13 protein-coding genes and 4 pseudogenes are annotated in these 15,967 nt (G+C 62.2%); 7 read left to right on the top strand and 10 right to left on the bottom strand.

Annotated features, from left to right (window positions below; genetic code table 11):
• Nucleotides 1–1,218, top strand: a 1,218-nt coding sequence (locus tag ACFPTO_RS00335; RefSeq protein ID WP_377708611.1) for an NAD(P)(+) transhydrogenase (Re/Si-specific) subunit beta, incomplete at its 5' end; no start/stop codon positions are given.
• A gap of 221 nt (nt 1,219–1,439) precedes the next feature.
• Here the strand turns inward: ACFPTO_RS00335 and ACFPTO_RS00340 are convergent.
• Nucleotides 1,440–1,691 (bottom strand): annotated as a pseudogene (locus ACFPTO_RS00340) (transposase); the annotation flags it as partial.
• A gap of 41 nt (nt 1,692–1,732) precedes the next feature.
• Between ACFPTO_RS00340 and ACFPTO_RS00345 the strand changes: the two are divergent.
• Nucleotides 1,733–1,903: a hypothetical protein gene (locus tag ACFPTO_RS00345; protein ID WP_377708613.1), complete on the top strand. Its 171-nt coding sequence runs from the start codon at nt 1,733–1,735 to the stop codon at nt 1,901–1,903.
• A 131-nt stretch (nt 1,904–2,034) separates the two neighbouring features.
• Here ACFPTO_RS00345 and ACFPTO_RS00350 read toward each other — a convergent pair whose 3' ends face one another.
• Nucleotides 2,035–2,862 carry a glutamine amidotransferase gene (locus ACFPTO_RS00350; RefSeq protein ID WP_377708615.1) on the bottom strand — a complete coding sequence of 276 codons (828 nt, stop codon included), beginning with the start codon at nt 2,860–2,862 and terminating at the stop codon, nt 2,035–2,037.
• A 362-nt stretch (nt 2,863–3,224) separates the two neighbouring features.
• On the opposite strand from ACFPTO_RS00350, the gene ACFPTO_RS00355 reads away from it, so the two are divergent.
• Nucleotides 3,225–3,755: an isochorismatase family protein gene (locus tag ACFPTO_RS00355; RefSeq protein WP_377708617.1), complete on the top strand. Its 531-nt coding sequence runs from the start codon at nt 3,225–3,227 to the stop codon at nt 3,753–3,755.
• Between the two features lie 65 nt (nt 3,756–3,820).
• Here the strand turns inward: ACFPTO_RS00355 and ACFPTO_RS25160 are convergent.
• From ACFPTO_RS25160 to ACFPTO_RS00375, 5 genes and pseudogenes are all read right to left on the bottom strand, one after another.
• Nucleotides 3,821–3,955 (bottom strand): annotated as a pseudogene (locus ACFPTO_RS25160) (IS6 family transposase); the annotation flags it as partial.
• 212 nt (nt 3,956–4,167) lie between these two features.
• Nucleotides 4,168–4,491, bottom strand: coding sequence for a calcium-binding protein (locus ACFPTO_RS00360; RefSeq protein ID WP_377708619.1), 324 nt, complete (start codon nt 4,489–4,491; stop codon nt 4,168–4,170).
• Between the two features lie 124 nt (nt 4,492–4,615).
• Complete coding sequence (locus ACFPTO_RS00365) at nt 4,616–5,293, bottom strand: DUF6880 family protein (protein WP_377708620.1); 678 nt, start codon at nt 5,291–5,293, stop codon at nt 4,616–4,618.
• Between the two features lie 65 nt (nt 5,294–5,358).
• Nucleotides 5,359–8,715, bottom strand: coding sequence for a DEAD/DEAH box helicase (locus ACFPTO_RS00370; protein ID WP_377708622.1), 3,357 nt, complete (start codon nt 8,713–8,715; stop codon nt 5,359–5,361).
• 76 nt (nt 8,716–8,791) lie between these two features.
• On the bottom strand, nt 8,792–9,970 hold the full coding sequence (locus tag ACFPTO_RS00375; RefSeq protein ID WP_377708624.1) for a tyrosine-type recombinase/integrase: 1,179 nt from the start codon (nt 9,968–9,970) through the stop codon (nt 8,792–8,794).
• Nucleotides 9,971–10,147: 177 nt separating this feature from the next.
• Between ACFPTO_RS00375 and ACFPTO_RS00380 the strand changes: the two genes are divergently transcribed.
• Nucleotides 10,148–11,092, top strand: a complete 945-nt coding sequence (locus tag ACFPTO_RS00380) for a DNA-binding protein (protein ID WP_377708625.1) — start codon at nt 10,148–10,150, stop codon at nt 11,090–11,092.
• Between the two features lie 34 nt (nt 11,093–11,126).
• A pseudogene (locus ACFPTO_RS00385) lies at nt 11,127–11,321 on the top strand (DUF4158 domain-containing protein); the annotation flags it as partial.
• A gap of 95 nt (nt 11,322–11,416) precedes the next feature.
• Here the strand turns inward: ACFPTO_RS00385 and ACFPTO_RS00390 are convergent.
• A pseudogene (locus tag ACFPTO_RS00390) lies at nt 11,417–12,118 on the bottom strand (IS6 family transposase).
• Nucleotides 12,119–12,466: 348 nt separating this feature from the next.
• On the opposite strand from ACFPTO_RS00390, the gene ACFPTO_RS00395 reads away from it, so the two are divergent.
• Together ACFPTO_RS00395 and ACFPTO_RS00400 are read left to right on the top strand one after the other, a co-directional pair.
• Nucleotides 12,467–13,264 carry a LysR family transcriptional regulator gene (locus tag ACFPTO_RS00395; protein ID WP_377708627.1) on the top strand — a complete coding sequence of 266 codons (798 nt, stop codon included), beginning with the start codon at nt 12,467–12,469 and terminating at the stop codon, nt 13,262–13,264.
• A 153-nt stretch (nt 13,265–13,417) separates the two neighbouring features.
• Nucleotides 13,418–14,389, top strand: coding sequence for a zinc-binding dehydrogenase (locus tag ACFPTO_RS00400; protein WP_377708629.1), 972 nt, complete (start codon nt 13,418–13,420; stop codon nt 14,387–14,389).
• 178 nt (nt 14,390–14,567) lie between these two features.
• Here ACFPTO_RS00400 and ACFPTO_RS00405 read toward each other — a convergent pair whose 3' ends face one another.
• Both ACFPTO_RS00405 and ACFPTO_RS00410 read right to left on the bottom strand, forming a co-directional pair.
• The gene (locus tag ACFPTO_RS00405; RefSeq protein ID WP_377708630.1) at nt 14,568–15,419 is read right to left on the bottom strand and encodes a 3-hydroxybutyryl-CoA dehydrogenase; all 852 of its coding nucleotides are present in this window, start codon (nt 15,417–15,419) and stop codon (nt 14,568–14,570) included.
• A gap of 131 nt (nt 15,420–15,550) precedes the next feature.
• A partial coding sequence (locus tag ACFPTO_RS00410) for a 4Fe-4S dicluster domain-containing protein (protein WP_377708632.1) occupies nt 15,551–15,967 on the bottom strand: 417 nt, incomplete at its 5' end.

Consider the following 15,967-nt stretch of genomic DNA (forward strand, 5'->3'; position numbering starts at 1 on the left):
GGCGCGTATGTCGCCGCGCGCGTCGAGATGACGAAGATGCCGGAACTCGTCGCCGCCATGCACTCGCTGATCGGTCTTGCAGCGGTGTGCATCGCGTATGCGGTGGTCTCCGAACCCGCCGCGTTCGGACTCGTGACCGCCGATGCGCCGTACCCGGACTTCCTGCCGTACGGCAACCGCGTCGAGCTGTTTATCGGCACGTTCGTCGGCGCGATCACGTTCAGCGGCTCGGTGATCGCGTTCGGCAAGCTCTCGGGCAAGTACAAGTTCCGGCTCTTCCAGGGCGCGCCCGTCGTGTATGCGGGTCAGCATCTGATCAACCTGATGCTCGCGCTCGGCATGATCGGCTTCGGGGTTCTGTTCTTCCTCACGCAGTCGTGGCTGCCGTTCATCATCATGACGTTGATCGCGTTCACGCTCGGCGTGCTCATCATCATTCCGATCGGCGGTGCAGACATGCCCGTCGTGGTGTCGATGCTGAATTCGTACTCGGGCTGGGCGGCGGCGGGCATCGGCTTCTCGCTGAACAACGCGATGCTGATCATCGCAGGGTCGCTTGTCGGCTCGTCGGGTGCGATCCTCTCGTACATCATGTGCCACGCGATGAACCGTTCGTTCTTCAACGTGCTGCTGGGCGGCTTTGGCGCGGAAGCGAACGGTGCGGCGGCGGCGGGCGGTGCGAAGGAACAGCGTCCGGTGAAGTCGGGTTCCGCCGACGACGCCGCGTTCATGCTCGGCAACGCCGAATCGGTGGTGATCGTGCCGGGCTACGGCCTTGCGGTGGCGCGCGCGCAGCATGCCTTGAAAGAACTGACCGACAAGCTCGTGGACAAGGGCGTGGATGTGCGCTACGCGATTCATCCGGTCGCGGGGCGCATGCCGGGCCACATGAACGTGCTGCTCGCGGAAGCCGAGGTGTCCTACGACATGGTGTTCGAGATGGAGGACATCAACAACGAGTTCGGCCAGACCGACGTCGTGCTCGTACTCGGCGCGAACGACGTGGTCAATCCGGCGGCGAAGAACGATCCGAAGTCGCCGATTGCGGGCATGCCGATCATCGAGGCGTACAAGGCGCGCACGGTCATCGTGAACAAGCGCTCGATGGCGTCGGGTTATGCGGGCCTCGATAACGAGCTGTTCTACATGGACAAGACGATGATGGTGTTCGGTGATGCGAAGAAAGTGATTGAGGAAATGGTGAAGGCTGCGGCGTAGCGCAGATTCTCGGGGCCACCTGTCACCAGAGTTGGATCCTTGTGGAGATCTATTCCCACGTACAAGGCGCTATCGTCTTCTATGCTGGCCGCCGTATCCGGGAGATAACCGTTGAGTGGTAACTCTGCCGCCCACTCAATGCGGCTCTGGCAGCAATGCCAACCCGCGCTTGCAACCGCACGGCGGCCAGCCTTGCCGAACCGGAGTCATAGTGACTAGTCAATTCCGGGCAGCACAGGTTTGCGGCTACTTGACTGCTGCCGTGGTACCAGCCCGAGCCAAGCCGCGAGTTGCCTGGCGCTGCTGTGCAGTCGGATATCGCCAATAGAGGCAACCTGCGCACTGGCCGTGATTGGTCCTATGCCCGGAATTTCCTCGAGACGTCGACCTGCCTCATCAGCCCGATGCGATGCTTTGATCTGCAGCTCAGGTTCCTGAACCTGTCGCTCGAGTTCTTTCAAATGCGCAAGAAGGTGAAGCACGTGAGCCACTCCATTGGTACGTTCAGGCCGCCATGTTGATGGTCAACGCCGCGACCGCCGGCGTCGTTTGTCACGTGCCGGCCAGCGGCGGGAAGAGGTCGCGCCACGGCGCGTGCGAACAGGGACGCTATGTGCGCGGGTTCTACTCCGCAGATGAACATCAACAGATCATCGGGATGTTTTCTATTGTGGTCGGCACGTAGACGGGCTCTGTGAAGTCGGAGCACACGTTTGCGTCAGGCGGTGTTCGGTGAGGCATCGAGACACCGTGTCACAATCAATTGGACGATTCGTCCCTCGATGAAATGCTACCGGGGCGGCCGACGCAACCCAACTACATATGCTGTTTGTGTCCGGAAGCTGAGGTGCCGGCGGAGTCTGCGGTATGGCGTGCCGAAATCGATTCTGCCGCCGGTCGCCCAGGCAGACCCGTGTATGAGAGTTCGGAGGAGACCGATTCAATGAACCGTTTAAGCAGTCTCGTGGCGTCGTGAGTGTTCTCCAGTGCGTTCAGCAACGCATCGGGGTCTTTGGCTTCGGACCGCAGCACGTCTGCACTCAGTCTGATGCAGGCCGCGGAGATCTCAGGCGTGAATTCCGGATGAAATTGGGTTGAGATGGCCTTACGACCATACCGGACGATCTGGTGTCGGTCGTGATCCGAATAAGCGAGCGCCTGCGCGCCTGGCGGTAACTCTATAATGCTTTGCTCGTGGGTCAGGTGCGCCGCGAAAGTTGACGGCCACTCATCGAGAAGCGGATCAGTTGCCGCCGCCGGCACGAGACTAACTGTCTTGCAGCCGACTTCCCGCCCCAGTGGATGATAGTCGACTCGGCCCCCCAAAGCATGTGCCATCAGTTGATGTCCATAGCACACCCCAAAGAGAGGCATCTCGACTGCCATTGCTTCGCGAATCCACTGCGAGGTTGCCTCGCTCCACGGATGATGGTCCGTGACCATGGACCACGAGCCCGTGATGACGGCGATGTACCCAGCATCCGGGCCGGGCAAGGGTTCGCCTTCAAAGACACGCACGACGTCGACCGACTCGTGGGGTCGCTCCAGTGCACGGCAGAACCAACCCGGAAGGTCGCCACAGGCATTGCGGATTTCATCGGGGGGCGTGCCGACTTGAATGATAAGCAACGGAGGAAAAGCCATGATTAGGAAACCACGAGATGGGAAGGACCGGAAAATGGGTGTAGCGGGAAACCGCCAAGTCTAACTTGCCCGTAGATTGTTGGAAACCAAATCACGCAGACGGGGTGGCGGGCAGTGCCTCCGATCGTTCTGGCCGAGCAAATGCATCGACCGCTCGACAAATGCGAGGCCGCGCTGCACGGTAGGACATCGAGCAGCATGTGCCAGGCACTACCAGTTGACGACAGCAACGGGGAAGGGGTGTAAAAGAGTCGGGGGCGATGCAGATTACTGCGTTCACACGGGAAGCGCGCCGTGAGGTCTGCGGGCGCTGATAGGCTGATGCCAGCCTCGCGCGCCGGCAACTCTCCAGGGGATTCACGATGCTACATACCATTTCCGAGTCAGTTGTAGTTCTGGTCGACTTGCAAACGAGACTGATGCCGGCGATTCACGAAGGTGCATCCGTCTTGGCTCAGGCAACTCGACTCGGGCGGATTGCCCAGGGGCTTGATGTTCCCATCATCGGGACAGAGCAGACGCCGAACGCGCTTGGTGAAAACGTGGGGGCGATAAAAGGCTTGTGTTCGAGCACTGTCGTCAAGCACCATTTTGACGCCACGGCCGATGGTCTGATAGACGCGCTGCCCCAGGGACGCACGCGCGCGATAGTCGCGGGATGTGAGGCGCATGTCTGCGTACTGCAGACGGTAATCGGTCTACTGGATCACGGTATTTCGGTAACTCTCGTTAGCGATGCGATTGGTTCGCGCAAAATGGTTGATAGAGATGCGGCTATCCCGCGGCTAAACAAGGCGGGGGCCGAAGTAGCGACAGTCGAGATGGTCGCGTTTGAATGGTTGCGCTCAAGTCAGCACCCGCGGTTCCGCGACATACTGCAGTTGGTCAAGTAAGCGATGACGGCTCTGTAGGTTAATGAGCCCAGGCTATCGGTGTGATGTAAGGGTAGGCATCCTTATCAGATCACTTCATCTGCAGCGGTAGCGACCGTCCAGTCGTGCCATATGTTGAAGCGTTCTTTGAGCATGGTGCGATGATGTGCCGCGTTCATCTGATGTCTGGGCAACGCGAAGTGCTGCCGGATCGGTCTGAAACATCAGAGAAAGGCCTGTGTGCAGTATATCCTGCGCCGCTGTTTCATTTGCAACACCTCCACTGCTTACGCAGCGTCTAGTGTGTTGCATCGACCGGTTGAATCCGCCCGGTATTGGCTATTTCTGCCCATCCCCCGACATATGAAAATCCGCCGCAACTCCTTGCTTGACAAGGCTTTGCGTGGCCTTACCCGGGTGGGCGGCACGGGAATCAGAACGAATAGCCCTGATCGTGCCAGTAATGCCAGTCGGCCACTGCCTCCCGTGTGTTCCGGTCGGCTCCAACGGGAACAAGCTGGGCCAGTGGTACGACAATTTCGCGTTCACCGTGCCGTGCCGTGACAAATATCGCGACGCGGCAAAGTTGGTCGTGAGCGAGGGCGATGACGGTGACGTTCTCGCCGCTCTTTAGCGGTGAGGCATCCATCGTCTTGCGCGCCCGGGCCTTGAATGGAAACGAGAGCTGGTCTTCAAGGTAGCAATACCAGCCCATCGCGCATTCTTCTTCGGTGTAGGTGTCGACCACGATTTCCATTGTGATCCGATGTTCGCGTCTGGCGTCGACTTTGGATCTGGCCATGATGGGGCAGCGATAATGGTTAGACATCGACAACGCGTCGCAGCAAGGCTTTCCGGGGGCTCTTTGTCGCAAACCCGGTCTACGTTGCGCAGAGGGAGTCGAGCTCCAGCAAGGCGCGATGCAAATCGCGGCGCTCGCTGTTCAGGCTATATTTCAATCCGGGCGGTTTGTCCAGCAATCGCTGGAGCGAGTTCTTCAGCTCGGAGCCGCAGGCAGGTGCCCGGGGCTGTGCTGACGCGATAGCCCGAATCAGGGCGCGGTACTCTCCGTAGTTGTTGGTGACAATCGCCGCAACAACTTTCTCGGCGAATATTGCTGGCTCTACATCTGCGTTGACGCTCAGATCGACCAGATCGGAGCACGCCTGATCGAAAATACAGCTGACTTCCCATCCTTCTTCGGTGGTACGTTCGAACATGGTTCCGGCCAGCGTGAACAACTGCCACATCAGTTCCGGTGCAAGATTCGGCGCCGTCCGGGAAATATTCGAGGCGATGGCAACGCGCATCGCGTCGAGTTCTTCGGCCGTTTCGTCGACTTCCTCCGCATCGAGAAACGACGTTTGTTCGCCGAATTCGCTGATCCATTGGCCGACGGAGGCCGCAACGTCCTCGCCTCGTTGTGCGGACAGTTCGAATTGCAACTGCCGCCGCAAGCCCGGGTTCGTCATGGCCACCTCTGCAAGCAGAGTCGCCAGGCGTTCCGCCCCGACGGCCGCCAGGGCTTTGGCCTCGATCGGAGTTTCTTCTTTCGACATTGCTCCTCCAATGAATGCTGCTGAGGCAACAGGTAGGGGGAAATGGTGAACAGATCCCGCTTGCGCTACGTTTCAGTGCCAGTCCTTATGCGCGAGCCAGACTTGGGAGCCGACGATCGTGCAGGCACGCCCGGAATGGGTTCGAACAGCGCATCGAGATCATTGGCTGAGAACTTGACGGTACTGGCAGCATCGTCGGAGAGGATCGCATTGGCCAGTGCAGCCTTCTTTCCCTGGAGGGCGACGATTTTTTCCTCCACGCTGCCAGCGGTGATCAGCTTGTAGACGAACACCGGCTTGTCCTGCCCAAGCCGGTGCGCGCGATCGGTGGCCTGGTTTTCCACGGCCGGATTCCACCACGGATCGTAGTGGATGACGGTGTCGGCTGCGGTCAGGTTCAGACCCACGCCTCCAGCCTTCAGGCTGATGAGGAAGAGCGGCACCTCGCCCTGCTGGAAGCGGCGGACCGGGACCGCACGATCGACCGTCTCGCCGGTCAGGATAACGTAGGGAATCCCGGCCTTGTCGAGCGCGGAAGCGATGTGATCGAGCATGCTGGTGAACTGCGAGAAGAGCAGGATGCGGCGACCTTCCTCGATGAGTTCAGGCACCATCTCGAGCAGCAGCGCAAGCTTGGCGGATTCCTTCACGCGGGCCGCCTGCGTGGTCTTGAGCAACCTAGGATCGCAGCAGACCTGCCGCAGCTTGAGCAGCGCGTCGAGCACGACCAGATGGCTGCGCGCCAGACCATTGACGGCGATCGCATCGCGCACCTTCTTCTGCATTGTGGCCCGCACGGTCTCGTACAGGTCGCGCTGTGCGCCTTCAAGCTCGACCGTGCGCACGATGGTGGTCTTCGGCGGCAGTTCAGTGGCCACTTCGTCCTTGCGCCGGCGCAGCATGAAGGGGCGCAGGCGGCGTGCGAGCAGTTCGCGTCGCACCGTATCGCCGCCCTTTTCGATCGGGGTGCGCCAGCGCCGCGTGAAATCGTCACGTGAGCCCAGAAACCCGGGGAGCAGGAAATCGAACTGTGCCCACAGTTCGCCCAGATGATTTTCCAGCGGCGTGCCGCTCAGGCACAGACGGTGTCTTGCCCGCAGCGCGCGAATGGTCGCGGCGGCCCTGGTCGCCGCGTTCTTGACGTACTGGGCCTCGTCCAAAATCAGCAGGTGGTACTCGTGCTGCACAAGTACGTCCTCGTCACGCCAGGCGAGTGCGTAGGTCGTGAGCACGAGGTCATGCTCCGCGATCTCCTCGAAACGCGCGTGGCGTTGCGTGCCATGCAGGTTCAGCACGCGCAGCGCGGGCGCGAAGCGTTGCGCCTCGTCACACCAGTTGTGTACGAGCGTGGTGGGCACGACAATCAGCGCGGGCCGTCCGAGCCGGCCGGCCTCCTTTTCGGCGAGAATGTGCGCGAGCGTCTGCACCGTCTTGCCCAGGCCCATGTCGTCGGCCAGCACGCCGGAGAGGTTATGTTCGCGCAGGAACTGCATCCAGGCGAGCCCCTGGCGCTGATAGCCGCGCAGCTCGGCCTGCAGTCCCTGCGGCACGGGCACCTCAGTGACGCCGGGTCCGGCCACCAGGCTCTGCGCGAGCTGACGGACCGACTCGTTGCCATGAAACTGCCAGCGGCCGGTATCGTCGAGCGCCGCCAGGCGTGCGGAATCCCACTCGGGAATCTGCATGCCGCTGCCGACGTGCTCGAGCAGATCGACCAGGACACGTACGACCGGTTTCAGGCGCCCGGCCGGCAGGCGCAGCCGCTCGTTGCGCGGCGACCTCAGCTCCACCGCCTCATCGTCGGCAATGCTCTCAAGCTGCCCCGAGAGCCAGCGTCCGTCCCGCGCAAAAAGGCTGGCCAGCAGAGGCTCGATGCGCACCATCTCGCCGTTGACCGTAATGCCCATCTCGACGTCGAACCAGCCTTCGTCGGTCTGCCGCAGGCTGCCCTCGATCGCGTCGATCTCGATCACGTTGTGGCGAAATTCCGGCGTCATCTCGACCTGCCAGCCCTTCTCGCGAAGCGTGGGTAGCGCATACGTCATGAAGCCGGACCAGCCGGTCTCCTGGGCGGGTTCGAGCATGCCCTGCGGAAACGGTTTCGGGCCATGGGCCTGGTTGGGGGGAACGGCACGCAGGCCGACGCGCTGCAACTCTGTGAGCCGCCGCTTCTCGCCGACGGCATCGCGCTGGATCTGCATGACCTCACCGTTCGCGCCGAGACGGATGAGCGCCGTTTCGCCTCGCGCGGGGATGCGTTCGCCGTCGTAGTCAAAGCTCACGGTCGCAAAATCGAGCGCATCCTGCGCCTTTGTCGACGACCAGCTCATGTTCCAGGTCGGCAACGTATCGAGCACGAGCACCGGGACCGGCGCGCAGCCGATCATGCGCACGCGCGACTGGTCATGCGCGGGCGGCAGCGGCAGGCCGGGGGCCACTTCGCGCAGCACGTTACCCACAAGCGGCGCCTCGTCGAGGGTAATGGCGGGCATCGAGAGCACGTCAGCGATATTCCAGGCGGCCCCGGCCAGCTCGACGGGACCGGCAACGCCGGCCTGGGCATCCAGATACCAGCAGGGCTGCGTGGTCGTGATGAGCGCGGGGGCGGCTGGCTCGGTTTGCAGCACGGGACGCACCCGCATGTCGGGCAGTTTCTGCCAGGCAAGGTGCCCCGGGCGGGCCGGGCCGCCCTGCAGCGGGCAGGGTTCTGCGTAATCCATGGTGCTGGCCGCGGGGAAAGCAAAGACGCGGCCGGTGGCAACGAGTTTTTCGAGCAGGGCTGCGCCCGTGGTGCCCTGCAGGGAGAACTGGCCGCCAAAGGAGCCACGCGAGCGCCCAAGCCACAGGCCGCGCAGAATCGGCAGATCGTCTTCACTCACGAATTTCGGCGGCTTGACGAGCGCTTTCTCGATGTTGTACCACGCGTCATCGAGCGAGCGGATCGTGCCGTCAGTGCTCACGCGTGACTTGTAGATCACGATCTGCGGATAGCCCTCGTACGCGCCGGTGATCACGTAGGCAAGCGCATGCGATGCCCGGGAGCTCGCCCGCTTGCCAGCGGCAGATGTGTCCAGATTCCGGGCCCGGAAACCTTCGAGCCAGCTCACCAGTTCGGGGCACACTCCGGTGATGGCCTCCCGGGGGACATGGGTCAGGCCCGCGAGCAGGAGCGCGGCGACGTGCTTGCAGTGGCCGCCGACCGGGCAGGAGCATTCGCTCTCGATCCACAGGTCGTCGTCGGGGTCGTTGAACCAGACCCGTACGTTGTAGGGTCGCGAGCGGGTGCCCTGTACCTTGCCGACAAGGATATCGTTACCCTGCCACTGTAAATCCGAGACAGCCTGCCCATAGTCGCGCGCCTTCGCGACCGTGTAGGCGTCCAGCCATGCGGTGATCTGTTTCCGGTCGTACTGGATGGCCATCGGCGGGAGATCCTGATCAGTCGTACTTCGAGGCGCTTGCAGGCCTGCCTGGGTGCAGGCTGAAGCGCTGCGTATTTTACGCGGGCACGTCATCCGGTTGGGCTGCGGGATTTGTTGGGGTGTGCGCATCCGTGGTCTGCGCGTGCCGGCGGTCGTCTTCCGCGTGCAGGTAAAGCCCCGTTGTCTCGATCGAGGCGTGCCGCAGGTTTCTCTGGATAAAGCGGATGTCGGTGCCGGCGTCGGCCTGGTGCGAGGCTGCCGAGTGACGCAGCCAGTGCGTGGAGGCGCGTCGCAGGGTTGCCGCCCCGACGGGGTCGGTCGCAGCGAGCGCGTCGGCCGCGCGCAGGAACACTTCCTTCGCGATCAGGTAGATGGCGGTCGGCGTCAGATGCCGCCCGGGGTCACCGGCGATGCTCATCACGGCCGGGGAGTTCTCATCGGGCGCGGGCGCCGGCGGCAGGCCGCAGAAGGTGCGGTAGCGGGCGAACTCGGTCATCAACGCGTCGCTCACGGGCACCTCTCCCTCGGTGCCGCCCTTGCCGACCACATGCAACCACCAGCGCCCGCGCCGCTGGAAGAAGTCGGCTGCCTTCGCGTGAGCGGCTTCGCTTGCGCGCAGGGCCGTGTGATACAGCAGCCGCACCAGCCAGCGGCTGCGCTCGTAATGCTGGCATTCGCGCGGCGTGTCGCATGGCCAGCGCTCCACCGAGTCGAGCACGCTCTGCCAGAGCGCGTGATCGAGGTAGCGCTCGATGCGGCGCGTGCGAGCAGTGGACGTTGGGCGCGAGCGGCGCAGTGCCAGCGGGTTGCCAGCGAGATAGCCGGCGGCGACCAGGTAATTGAGCAGCCCGCAGAGGATGCCGAGGGCCTGCCGCTGGCTGCGCTCCGAGAGCGGCCCGTCAAACAGGCGCCTGGCGCCGCCGCGGCGTGGCAGCGCCGGATCGGCCCAGTCTGCGGCGGGATCGGCCAGAAACCGTTCATAGAGCAGGAAATCCTCACGCGTGAGGCTCGAGAGCGGCTTGCCAAGGGTCCGGGTGGCCCACACGAGCAGGCGCACAGCTTCCTTGCGATAGCTGCGCAGGGTGTGCGGCGAGCCCGCGTATTCCGCGAGCCACAGGCGTACGGCCTCAACGTCCGTGTCGGCGTCGATCTGCCGGTGGACGCCGTGTGCCCGGTTGATGCCGTCACGGCCGTCGAGGGCGGCAGGCAGGGCGAGCGGCAGGATCGCCTCGGGGGCTGTGGCGGGCAGGTTCATGGCTGACGCGTTTTGAAAAGGCGATGCGGGAGCGTACACCGGAAATACTTTCGATTATCGGCCTTATCATAAATTTCCAGCATCAATCGTTACATGTATAACGGCATACATAGATATACAGCTATACTCGGCCACGAAACCCGACTCCATCGACCACTTTCACGCCAATACCCGCCTATGAGCCGCATCAGCGACACCCGCCTTCGCACCCGCGAAGCTGCTGCACGCCTCGTCGCCGCCGGCCGGCGCCCGCATGAGCTCACCGTCGACCTCATCTATGCCGAGATCCGTCAGGGCAGCCGCACCACGATCAACGACGAGCTGAAACTCTGGAAGGACGAGCAGGCCCGCAATGATGCGCTGGCCGCAGCGTTGCCCGCGTCCGTGGCCAACGTGATGCGCTCGCTCTGGGCGCTCGCTGTCGAACATGGCGAGCAGGTGTTCGCCGCGCGCGGCGAGGAACTCGAGCGTGAAGCCGTGGAGTCCACCGCCCGCGCCGAATCGCTGGGCACGACCGTGGCGGCGCTCGAAGCACAGGTACAAACGCTGCGTACGCAACTCGAGGAGCGCGAGACGCGGCTCGCGGCAGCTGCCGCCGGGCTTGCCCGGTCCCAGGCCGAACGCGAGGCAGCACTCCAGACAGCGCAGGCTGTCGCAGCCGAGCGCGACGCCGCGCGCGTGCAGTCCGGCGAGGCGCTGCGCACGGCGCAGGACACGCATGCGCGCGAGCTCGAGGCCCAGCGCGCGGAGCATGCCGGGCGTGAGGCTGCCTTGCGGGCACAGATCGATCAGGCGGCCTCGCGGCTCGAAAGCGTGCAGAAGCACGTCCTGCTGCAAACCGAAGAGGCACGCGGCGCACAGCGGCGCGCGGAAACCGCGCTCGACAGGGTGCAACAGCGTAACGAGCAGCTCGTCGGCGACGTCCAGCGGCTTGCGGCCGAAGCGGCCGAGCAGCGGCGCCTGGCCGATCGCCACGAAAAGCAGCTCGCGAGCGTCATCGATGAGGCACGCGAGTTACGGCGCGATCGCGACACGCTCGCCCAGCAGGTCGCTTCGCTGCAAGGGCAGCTCAAGGCCCGCCCCCAGCCGGCGGGCGCACGGCAAGGCAAGGCGAGACCCTGATCCTCCCGGCGCGCGTTCAGGAACACAAAACCTCATGACCGCCTCGCACCGCCTCTCGATCCTTACCCGCGCCGAAATCGATGAACTGTATGCGTTGCCGCGCATTACCGACGAAGACCGGCATACCTACTTCGAACTCGGCAACGCCGAGCAGCAGCTCGTGCGCGCGCGCACGCTCCCGGTCGCGCTCCATCTTGTCCTGCAACTCGGTTACTTCAAGGCCAGATTCCCAGCATTGACATTGCGCGGCTGCTCTGGTTTGTCGCCAGGGCTTTGTCGCAGTAAGCAACGGGAGGCGAGCGCGATCAATATGCGAAGTACAACTTATGTTGCGAGGTCGTAGAATTGACCTGCGGCGGACGGATGGGTTCCGCGAACACACTTCATCTGCCCTTTCGCGATCATGTGCATTAGTTCTATGCCGGTCAGAAGGATCCGGGCACAGCGGAAACTTTTGAACCCTAGCATGGGCCGCGTTCGTCGCTTGATCGCCCGATGGTCCTGCTCGACCAGGTTGTTGAGATATTTCGACTGGCGCACCTTGATGGGCGTTTCGCGATCGGCATTGATTGCTTCGAGCGCGGCGAGATTGGCGCCGCTTTTGTCGATGGTCACCGTCTCGGGCGCACCATTCTGTGCGATCGACTTTTCGAAGTAACGCCGGGCCGCAGTCTTGTCTCGATGTGCGCGCAACAGAAAGTCGATGGTGTTGCCGGCCTTGTCGACGGCGCGATACAGGTATTTCCATTGGCCATTGACCCTGATATAGGTCTCATCGACGCGCCAGCTTTTGCCCACGGGACGTTTTCGACAACGAAACGTTTTTTCCAGCACCGGCAGCAGCTTGAGGGCCTAACGATGCACGGTTGAATGATCCACTGAGACACCGCGCTCCGCCATCATTTCCTCCAAGTTTCGCAGGCTGAGCGGATAGGCCACATACCAGCGAACGCAAGCCAGGATCACATCAAGCGGGTAATGCAGGCGTTTGAGCACGTGGGCCAAGGTCGGATTCAGCGTCTTCATCAAGCTTACAGTCGTTCATCTTGTCCCACACATCATAGCCGACCACCTTATTGCAGCAGAACCATATTTCTCGGCCGGTAGTTTCGGCGCACTCGTGACTGGCTTTTATCTAGCAGTCAGCCACTTCTTTGTGAAATAGCCGTTATGCCTAGGAATGGTGAGCGCGCGGCGTGCGGGCTGTTCATTTTGTGCATTATTTAACATAATTAAACTTATCGTTAGTTTTGCTGTAGGTCCCAAATAGAAATGTCGTGTTCTGGGTAGGTTGAGCGCCGGACATCCACAGCGAGCGTCTACGGTTTCGGCGACCTTCCTCTGGCCTTCAAGGGTCTCCAGCACGTACGTGGAGTGCCCGCGACCTTCACGCAGAAGCTCGAAGAACATCTCGGCACACAACTTCTCATGCGCACCTCGCGCAGTTTGAGCCTGACCGAAGCCGGGCGCGATTTCTACGAATCCGCAGTGCGGCTAATCAGCGATCTGGAGGCAGCCGAATCCCGAATAGGCTCCGGCCAGGCCTCACCGTCCGGCGTGGTAAGGGTCACTGCGGCGCACGCATTTTCCCGCCTCTTCGTCGTGCCGAAACTTCCTCTCTTTCGCGAGCGCTATCCGAAGGTTGTAGTCGAGATGCTGGTGTCGGAGCGCAACAGCAATCTCGTCGAAGAAGGCATCGATCTTGCCATCCGCAATGGCCCGCTCGCGGATTCGAGTCTGATCGCGCGCAAGATCGGCGTTTCCTCGATCATCGCCGTGGCGTCGACGGAGTACCTGGAACGCAAAGGCGAGCCGAGGCGGCTGAGCGATCTCGACGACCATGACGGGGTGATCTTCGTCTCACAGGATGGTCCACGGCCGTGGACCTTTGGCAGCCGTGCCGGCCAGGTTTCCTATACAGCGACAGCATCATTCCGCAGCAATGACGGCGAACAATTGCGCACGGCTGTACTTGCTGGCCTTGGGGTCACGCAGGCGCCCCGCTGGCTTTTCGCTGCCGATATACGCGCCGGGACTGTGCGGCGCATTCTGCGCGACCATGAGCCGGGAAAAATCACGATCAGCGCTGTTCGCCCTGCTGCGCGCCGTCAGTCCAGCAAAGTCGCGGTGTTTGTTGATTTTCTCGCCGAATTGCTGCCCGGGCACGAGTGATCCATTCCCGATAGGGATAGAAACTATCCAAATCAGACGGCTAGTGACCTTTGATGGGAATTGATAGATTTGCATCACCGACAACAGACGAGGTGATGCCATGTCTCTCTCCACTCTTGCGCAGCCGCCCGCTCCGTCCGGAAAGGAACGACCATGTTTGCCGTCTATGCAAAAGAAGCAAATAACGACGACCCGCTAGCCTCCCTTGTCGTTGGCGAGCGCCCTGACCCGGTCGTGAGGGAAGGCTGGGTGCGGGTGAAGGTGACGCATGCCAGCCTCAACCGGCATGATGTTTTCACCCTGCGCGGGCTTTCGGCACAGCAAGAGCCGATCCCCTTCCCGATGATCATTGGCAATGATGGCGCTGGGCTGCTCGATGACGGAACGCCCGTCGTCATCTATCCCGTCATGGGGACTGAGAACTGGAAGGGCGACGAGACGATCGACCCTCACTGGCACATATTCAGCGAGCTCGTGCCGGGCACGATGGCTGATTATGTCGCCGTTCCGAAGCGCAACGCAGTGCCGATCCCTGAAGGTCTTTCGGCGCTTGCGGCGTCGCTTCTCGGCACGGCCTGGCTAACCGCTTACCGTGCCCTTTTCACAAAATCGCGGCTCATCCCTGGACAGACCTTGCTGGTTCAGGGCGCTTCGGGCGGCATGTCGACGGCGCTCATTCAGATGGGTCGCGCTGCCGGTTTCGAGGTGTGGGTCACGACACGCAATGACGAGGGTGCCGCGCTCGCCGAACGCCTCGGCGCCAACCGGATATTTCGCCATGGCGATCCGTTGCCGCGCCGCGCTGATGCGGTTGTCGACAACATCGGGGCCGTGACCTGGGCGGACAGCCTGCAGGCGGTTAAACGCGGCGGCGGCGTGGTGATCAACGGTGTCACGACCGGTCATGCCGCTGAGACCGATCTGCTGCGCATCTTTGTCGAGCAGATCGACATACGCGGCACCATCATGGGCACGCTTGAAGAGATGAAAGCCATGATGCAGTTCATCATCCGTAACGACATCAAACCGGAGGTGGGCGCCGTCGTGCCGATGACAGAGGCTCGTGCCGCGATCGCCGAGATGATTGACGGCCGCACGCGGGGAAAGACCGTCTTCACGCGTTGAGCGCTCGGACGGATGCAATTCCAGACTCTCCCGATTAGGTGCGCTGGCGGCGCGGCATGTACAACCGTTGCGTGATCAACAAAGGGCGGTATAGGTCCGCGGTGTCGCATTCGTAAGCTCGTCCCGAGTCTCACCCGTTTCGTTCACGGAGCACACCCGGACCACCATTGCTCACCACTCATTCGTAGCAGTAGACGCCCTGGCCCGTCTTGCGGCCGAGCCGGCCCGCCGCCACGAGTTCGCGCAGCAGTGGACACGGACGATATTTCGCATCGCCGAAGTCCTTTAGAAACACCTCCATCACCGACAGGCAGACGTCGAGCCCGACCAGGTCCGCGAGTGCGAGCGGGCCGATCGGGTGGTTCGCGCCGAGCTTCATGCCTGCGTCGATCTCCTCGGCGCTCGCCACGCCTTCGGCCAGCACGAAGAACGCCTCGTTGATCATCGGCACGAGGATCCGGTTAACCACGAATCCCGGCGAGTTCCTCACTCCGATCGGCGACTTGTCGAAGCGTTGCGTGAGTGCGCGAATCACCTGAACGGTAGCGTCACTCGTTTGCAACCCGCGGATGATCTCCACGAGCGGCATGAGTGGCACCGGGTTGAAGAAATGCATGCCGATGAAGCGCGATGCGTCGGCGAGCGTTGCCGCGAGGGCCGTGACCGAAATCGACGACGTGTTCGTCGCGATGATTGCATCGGGGCGGGCCACCGTTTCGATCTGCTTCAGGATCCGGTGCTTGAGTTCGACGTTTTCGGTCGCCGCTTCAATCACGAGATCCACGGCCGAAAGACGCTGATAGTCGGTCGAGGTTTCGATGCGCGCGAGCGCGGCATCGCGCGTTGCTGCGTCGAGTTTTTCCTTCGCCAACAACCGTCCGAGGCTAACTTCGATCGCCGCAATCCCTTTCTCCAGCGCCGTCCCGGTCACATCGATCAGAACGACTTTCAGTCCGGCTACAGCGGCAGTCTGCGCAATCCCATTGCCCATCGTGCCCGCGCCGACAATCCCTACCGTTTTAATTTCCATGTTCGCTTTTCGTTGAAATCGCTATGTTGCGTGCCACTTATTGAAGATTTTCGAAGATCGCCGCGATGCCCTGTCCGCCGCCGATGCACATCATCACGAGCGCATGGCGAGCGTGGGTGCGCTACGGCGACTTACATGTTCGGATAGTTCGGACCGCCGCCGCCTTCCGGCGTGACCCACACGATGTTCTGCGTTGGGTCCTTGATATCGCAGGTCTTGCAGTGCACGCAGTTCTGCGCATTGATCTGCAGACGGTCGCTGCCGTCGTCGTTCTTCACAAACTCGTACACCGCAGCCGGGCAGAAGCGCGCCTCCGGGCCCGCATAGGTGCGCAGGTTCACGTTCACCGGCACGCTCGCATCCTTCAGTGTCAGGTGCGCGGGCTGGTTTTCCTCGTGGTTCGTATTGGAGATGAACACCGAGGACAGTCGGTCGAACGTGAGCTTGCCATCGGGCTTCGGATACTCGATCGGCTTGCACTCTGACGCGGGCTTCAGCATCTCGTTGTCGCGATGCTGGTGATGCAGCGTCCAGGGCACCTTGCCGCC

This window comes from Paraburkholderia denitrificans, from assembly GCF_042655705.1.
GTDB lineage: Bacteria > Pseudomonadota > Gammaproteobacteria > Burkholderiales > Burkholderiaceae > Paraburkholderia > Paraburkholderia denitrificans.

Coding starts and splice junctions, on each gene's coding strand:
- ACFPTO_RS00345 (WP_377708613.1), top strand. CDS start 1,733: ATGTTGATGGTCAACGCCGCGACCGCCGGCGTCGTTTGTCACGTGCCG.
- ACFPTO_RS00350 (WP_377708615.1), bottom strand. CDS start 2,862: ATGGCTTTTCCTCCGTTGCTTATCATTCAAGTCGGCACGCCCCCCGAT.
- ACFPTO_RS00355 (WP_377708617.1), top strand. CDS start 3,225: ATGCTACATACCATTTCCGAGTCAGTTGTAGTTCTGGTCGACTTGCAA.
- ACFPTO_RS00360 (WP_377708619.1), bottom strand. CDS start 4,491: ATGGAAATCGTGGTCGACACCTACACCGAAGAAGAATGCGCGATGGGC.
- ACFPTO_RS00365 (WP_377708620.1), bottom strand. CDS start 5,293: ATGTCGAAAGAAGAAACTCCGATCGAGGCCAAAGCCCTGGCGGCCGTC.
- ACFPTO_RS00370 (WP_377708622.1), bottom strand. CDS start 8,715: ATGGCCATCCAGTACGACCGGAAACAGATCACCGCATGGCTGGACGCC.
- ACFPTO_RS00375 (WP_377708624.1), bottom strand. CDS start 9,970: ATGAACCTGCCCGCCACAGCCCCCGAGGCGATCCTGCCGCTCGCCCTG.
- ACFPTO_RS00380 (WP_377708625.1), top strand. CDS start 10,148: ATGAGCCGCATCAGCGACACCCGCCTTCGCACCCGCGAAGCTGCTGCA.
- ACFPTO_RS00400 (WP_377708629.1), top strand. CDS start 13,418: ATGTTTGCCGTCTATGCAAAAGAAGCAAATAACGACGACCCGCTAGCC.
- ACFPTO_RS00405 (WP_377708630.1), bottom strand. CDS start 15,419: ATGGAAATTAAAACGGTAGGGATTGTCGGCGCGGGCACGATGGGCAAT.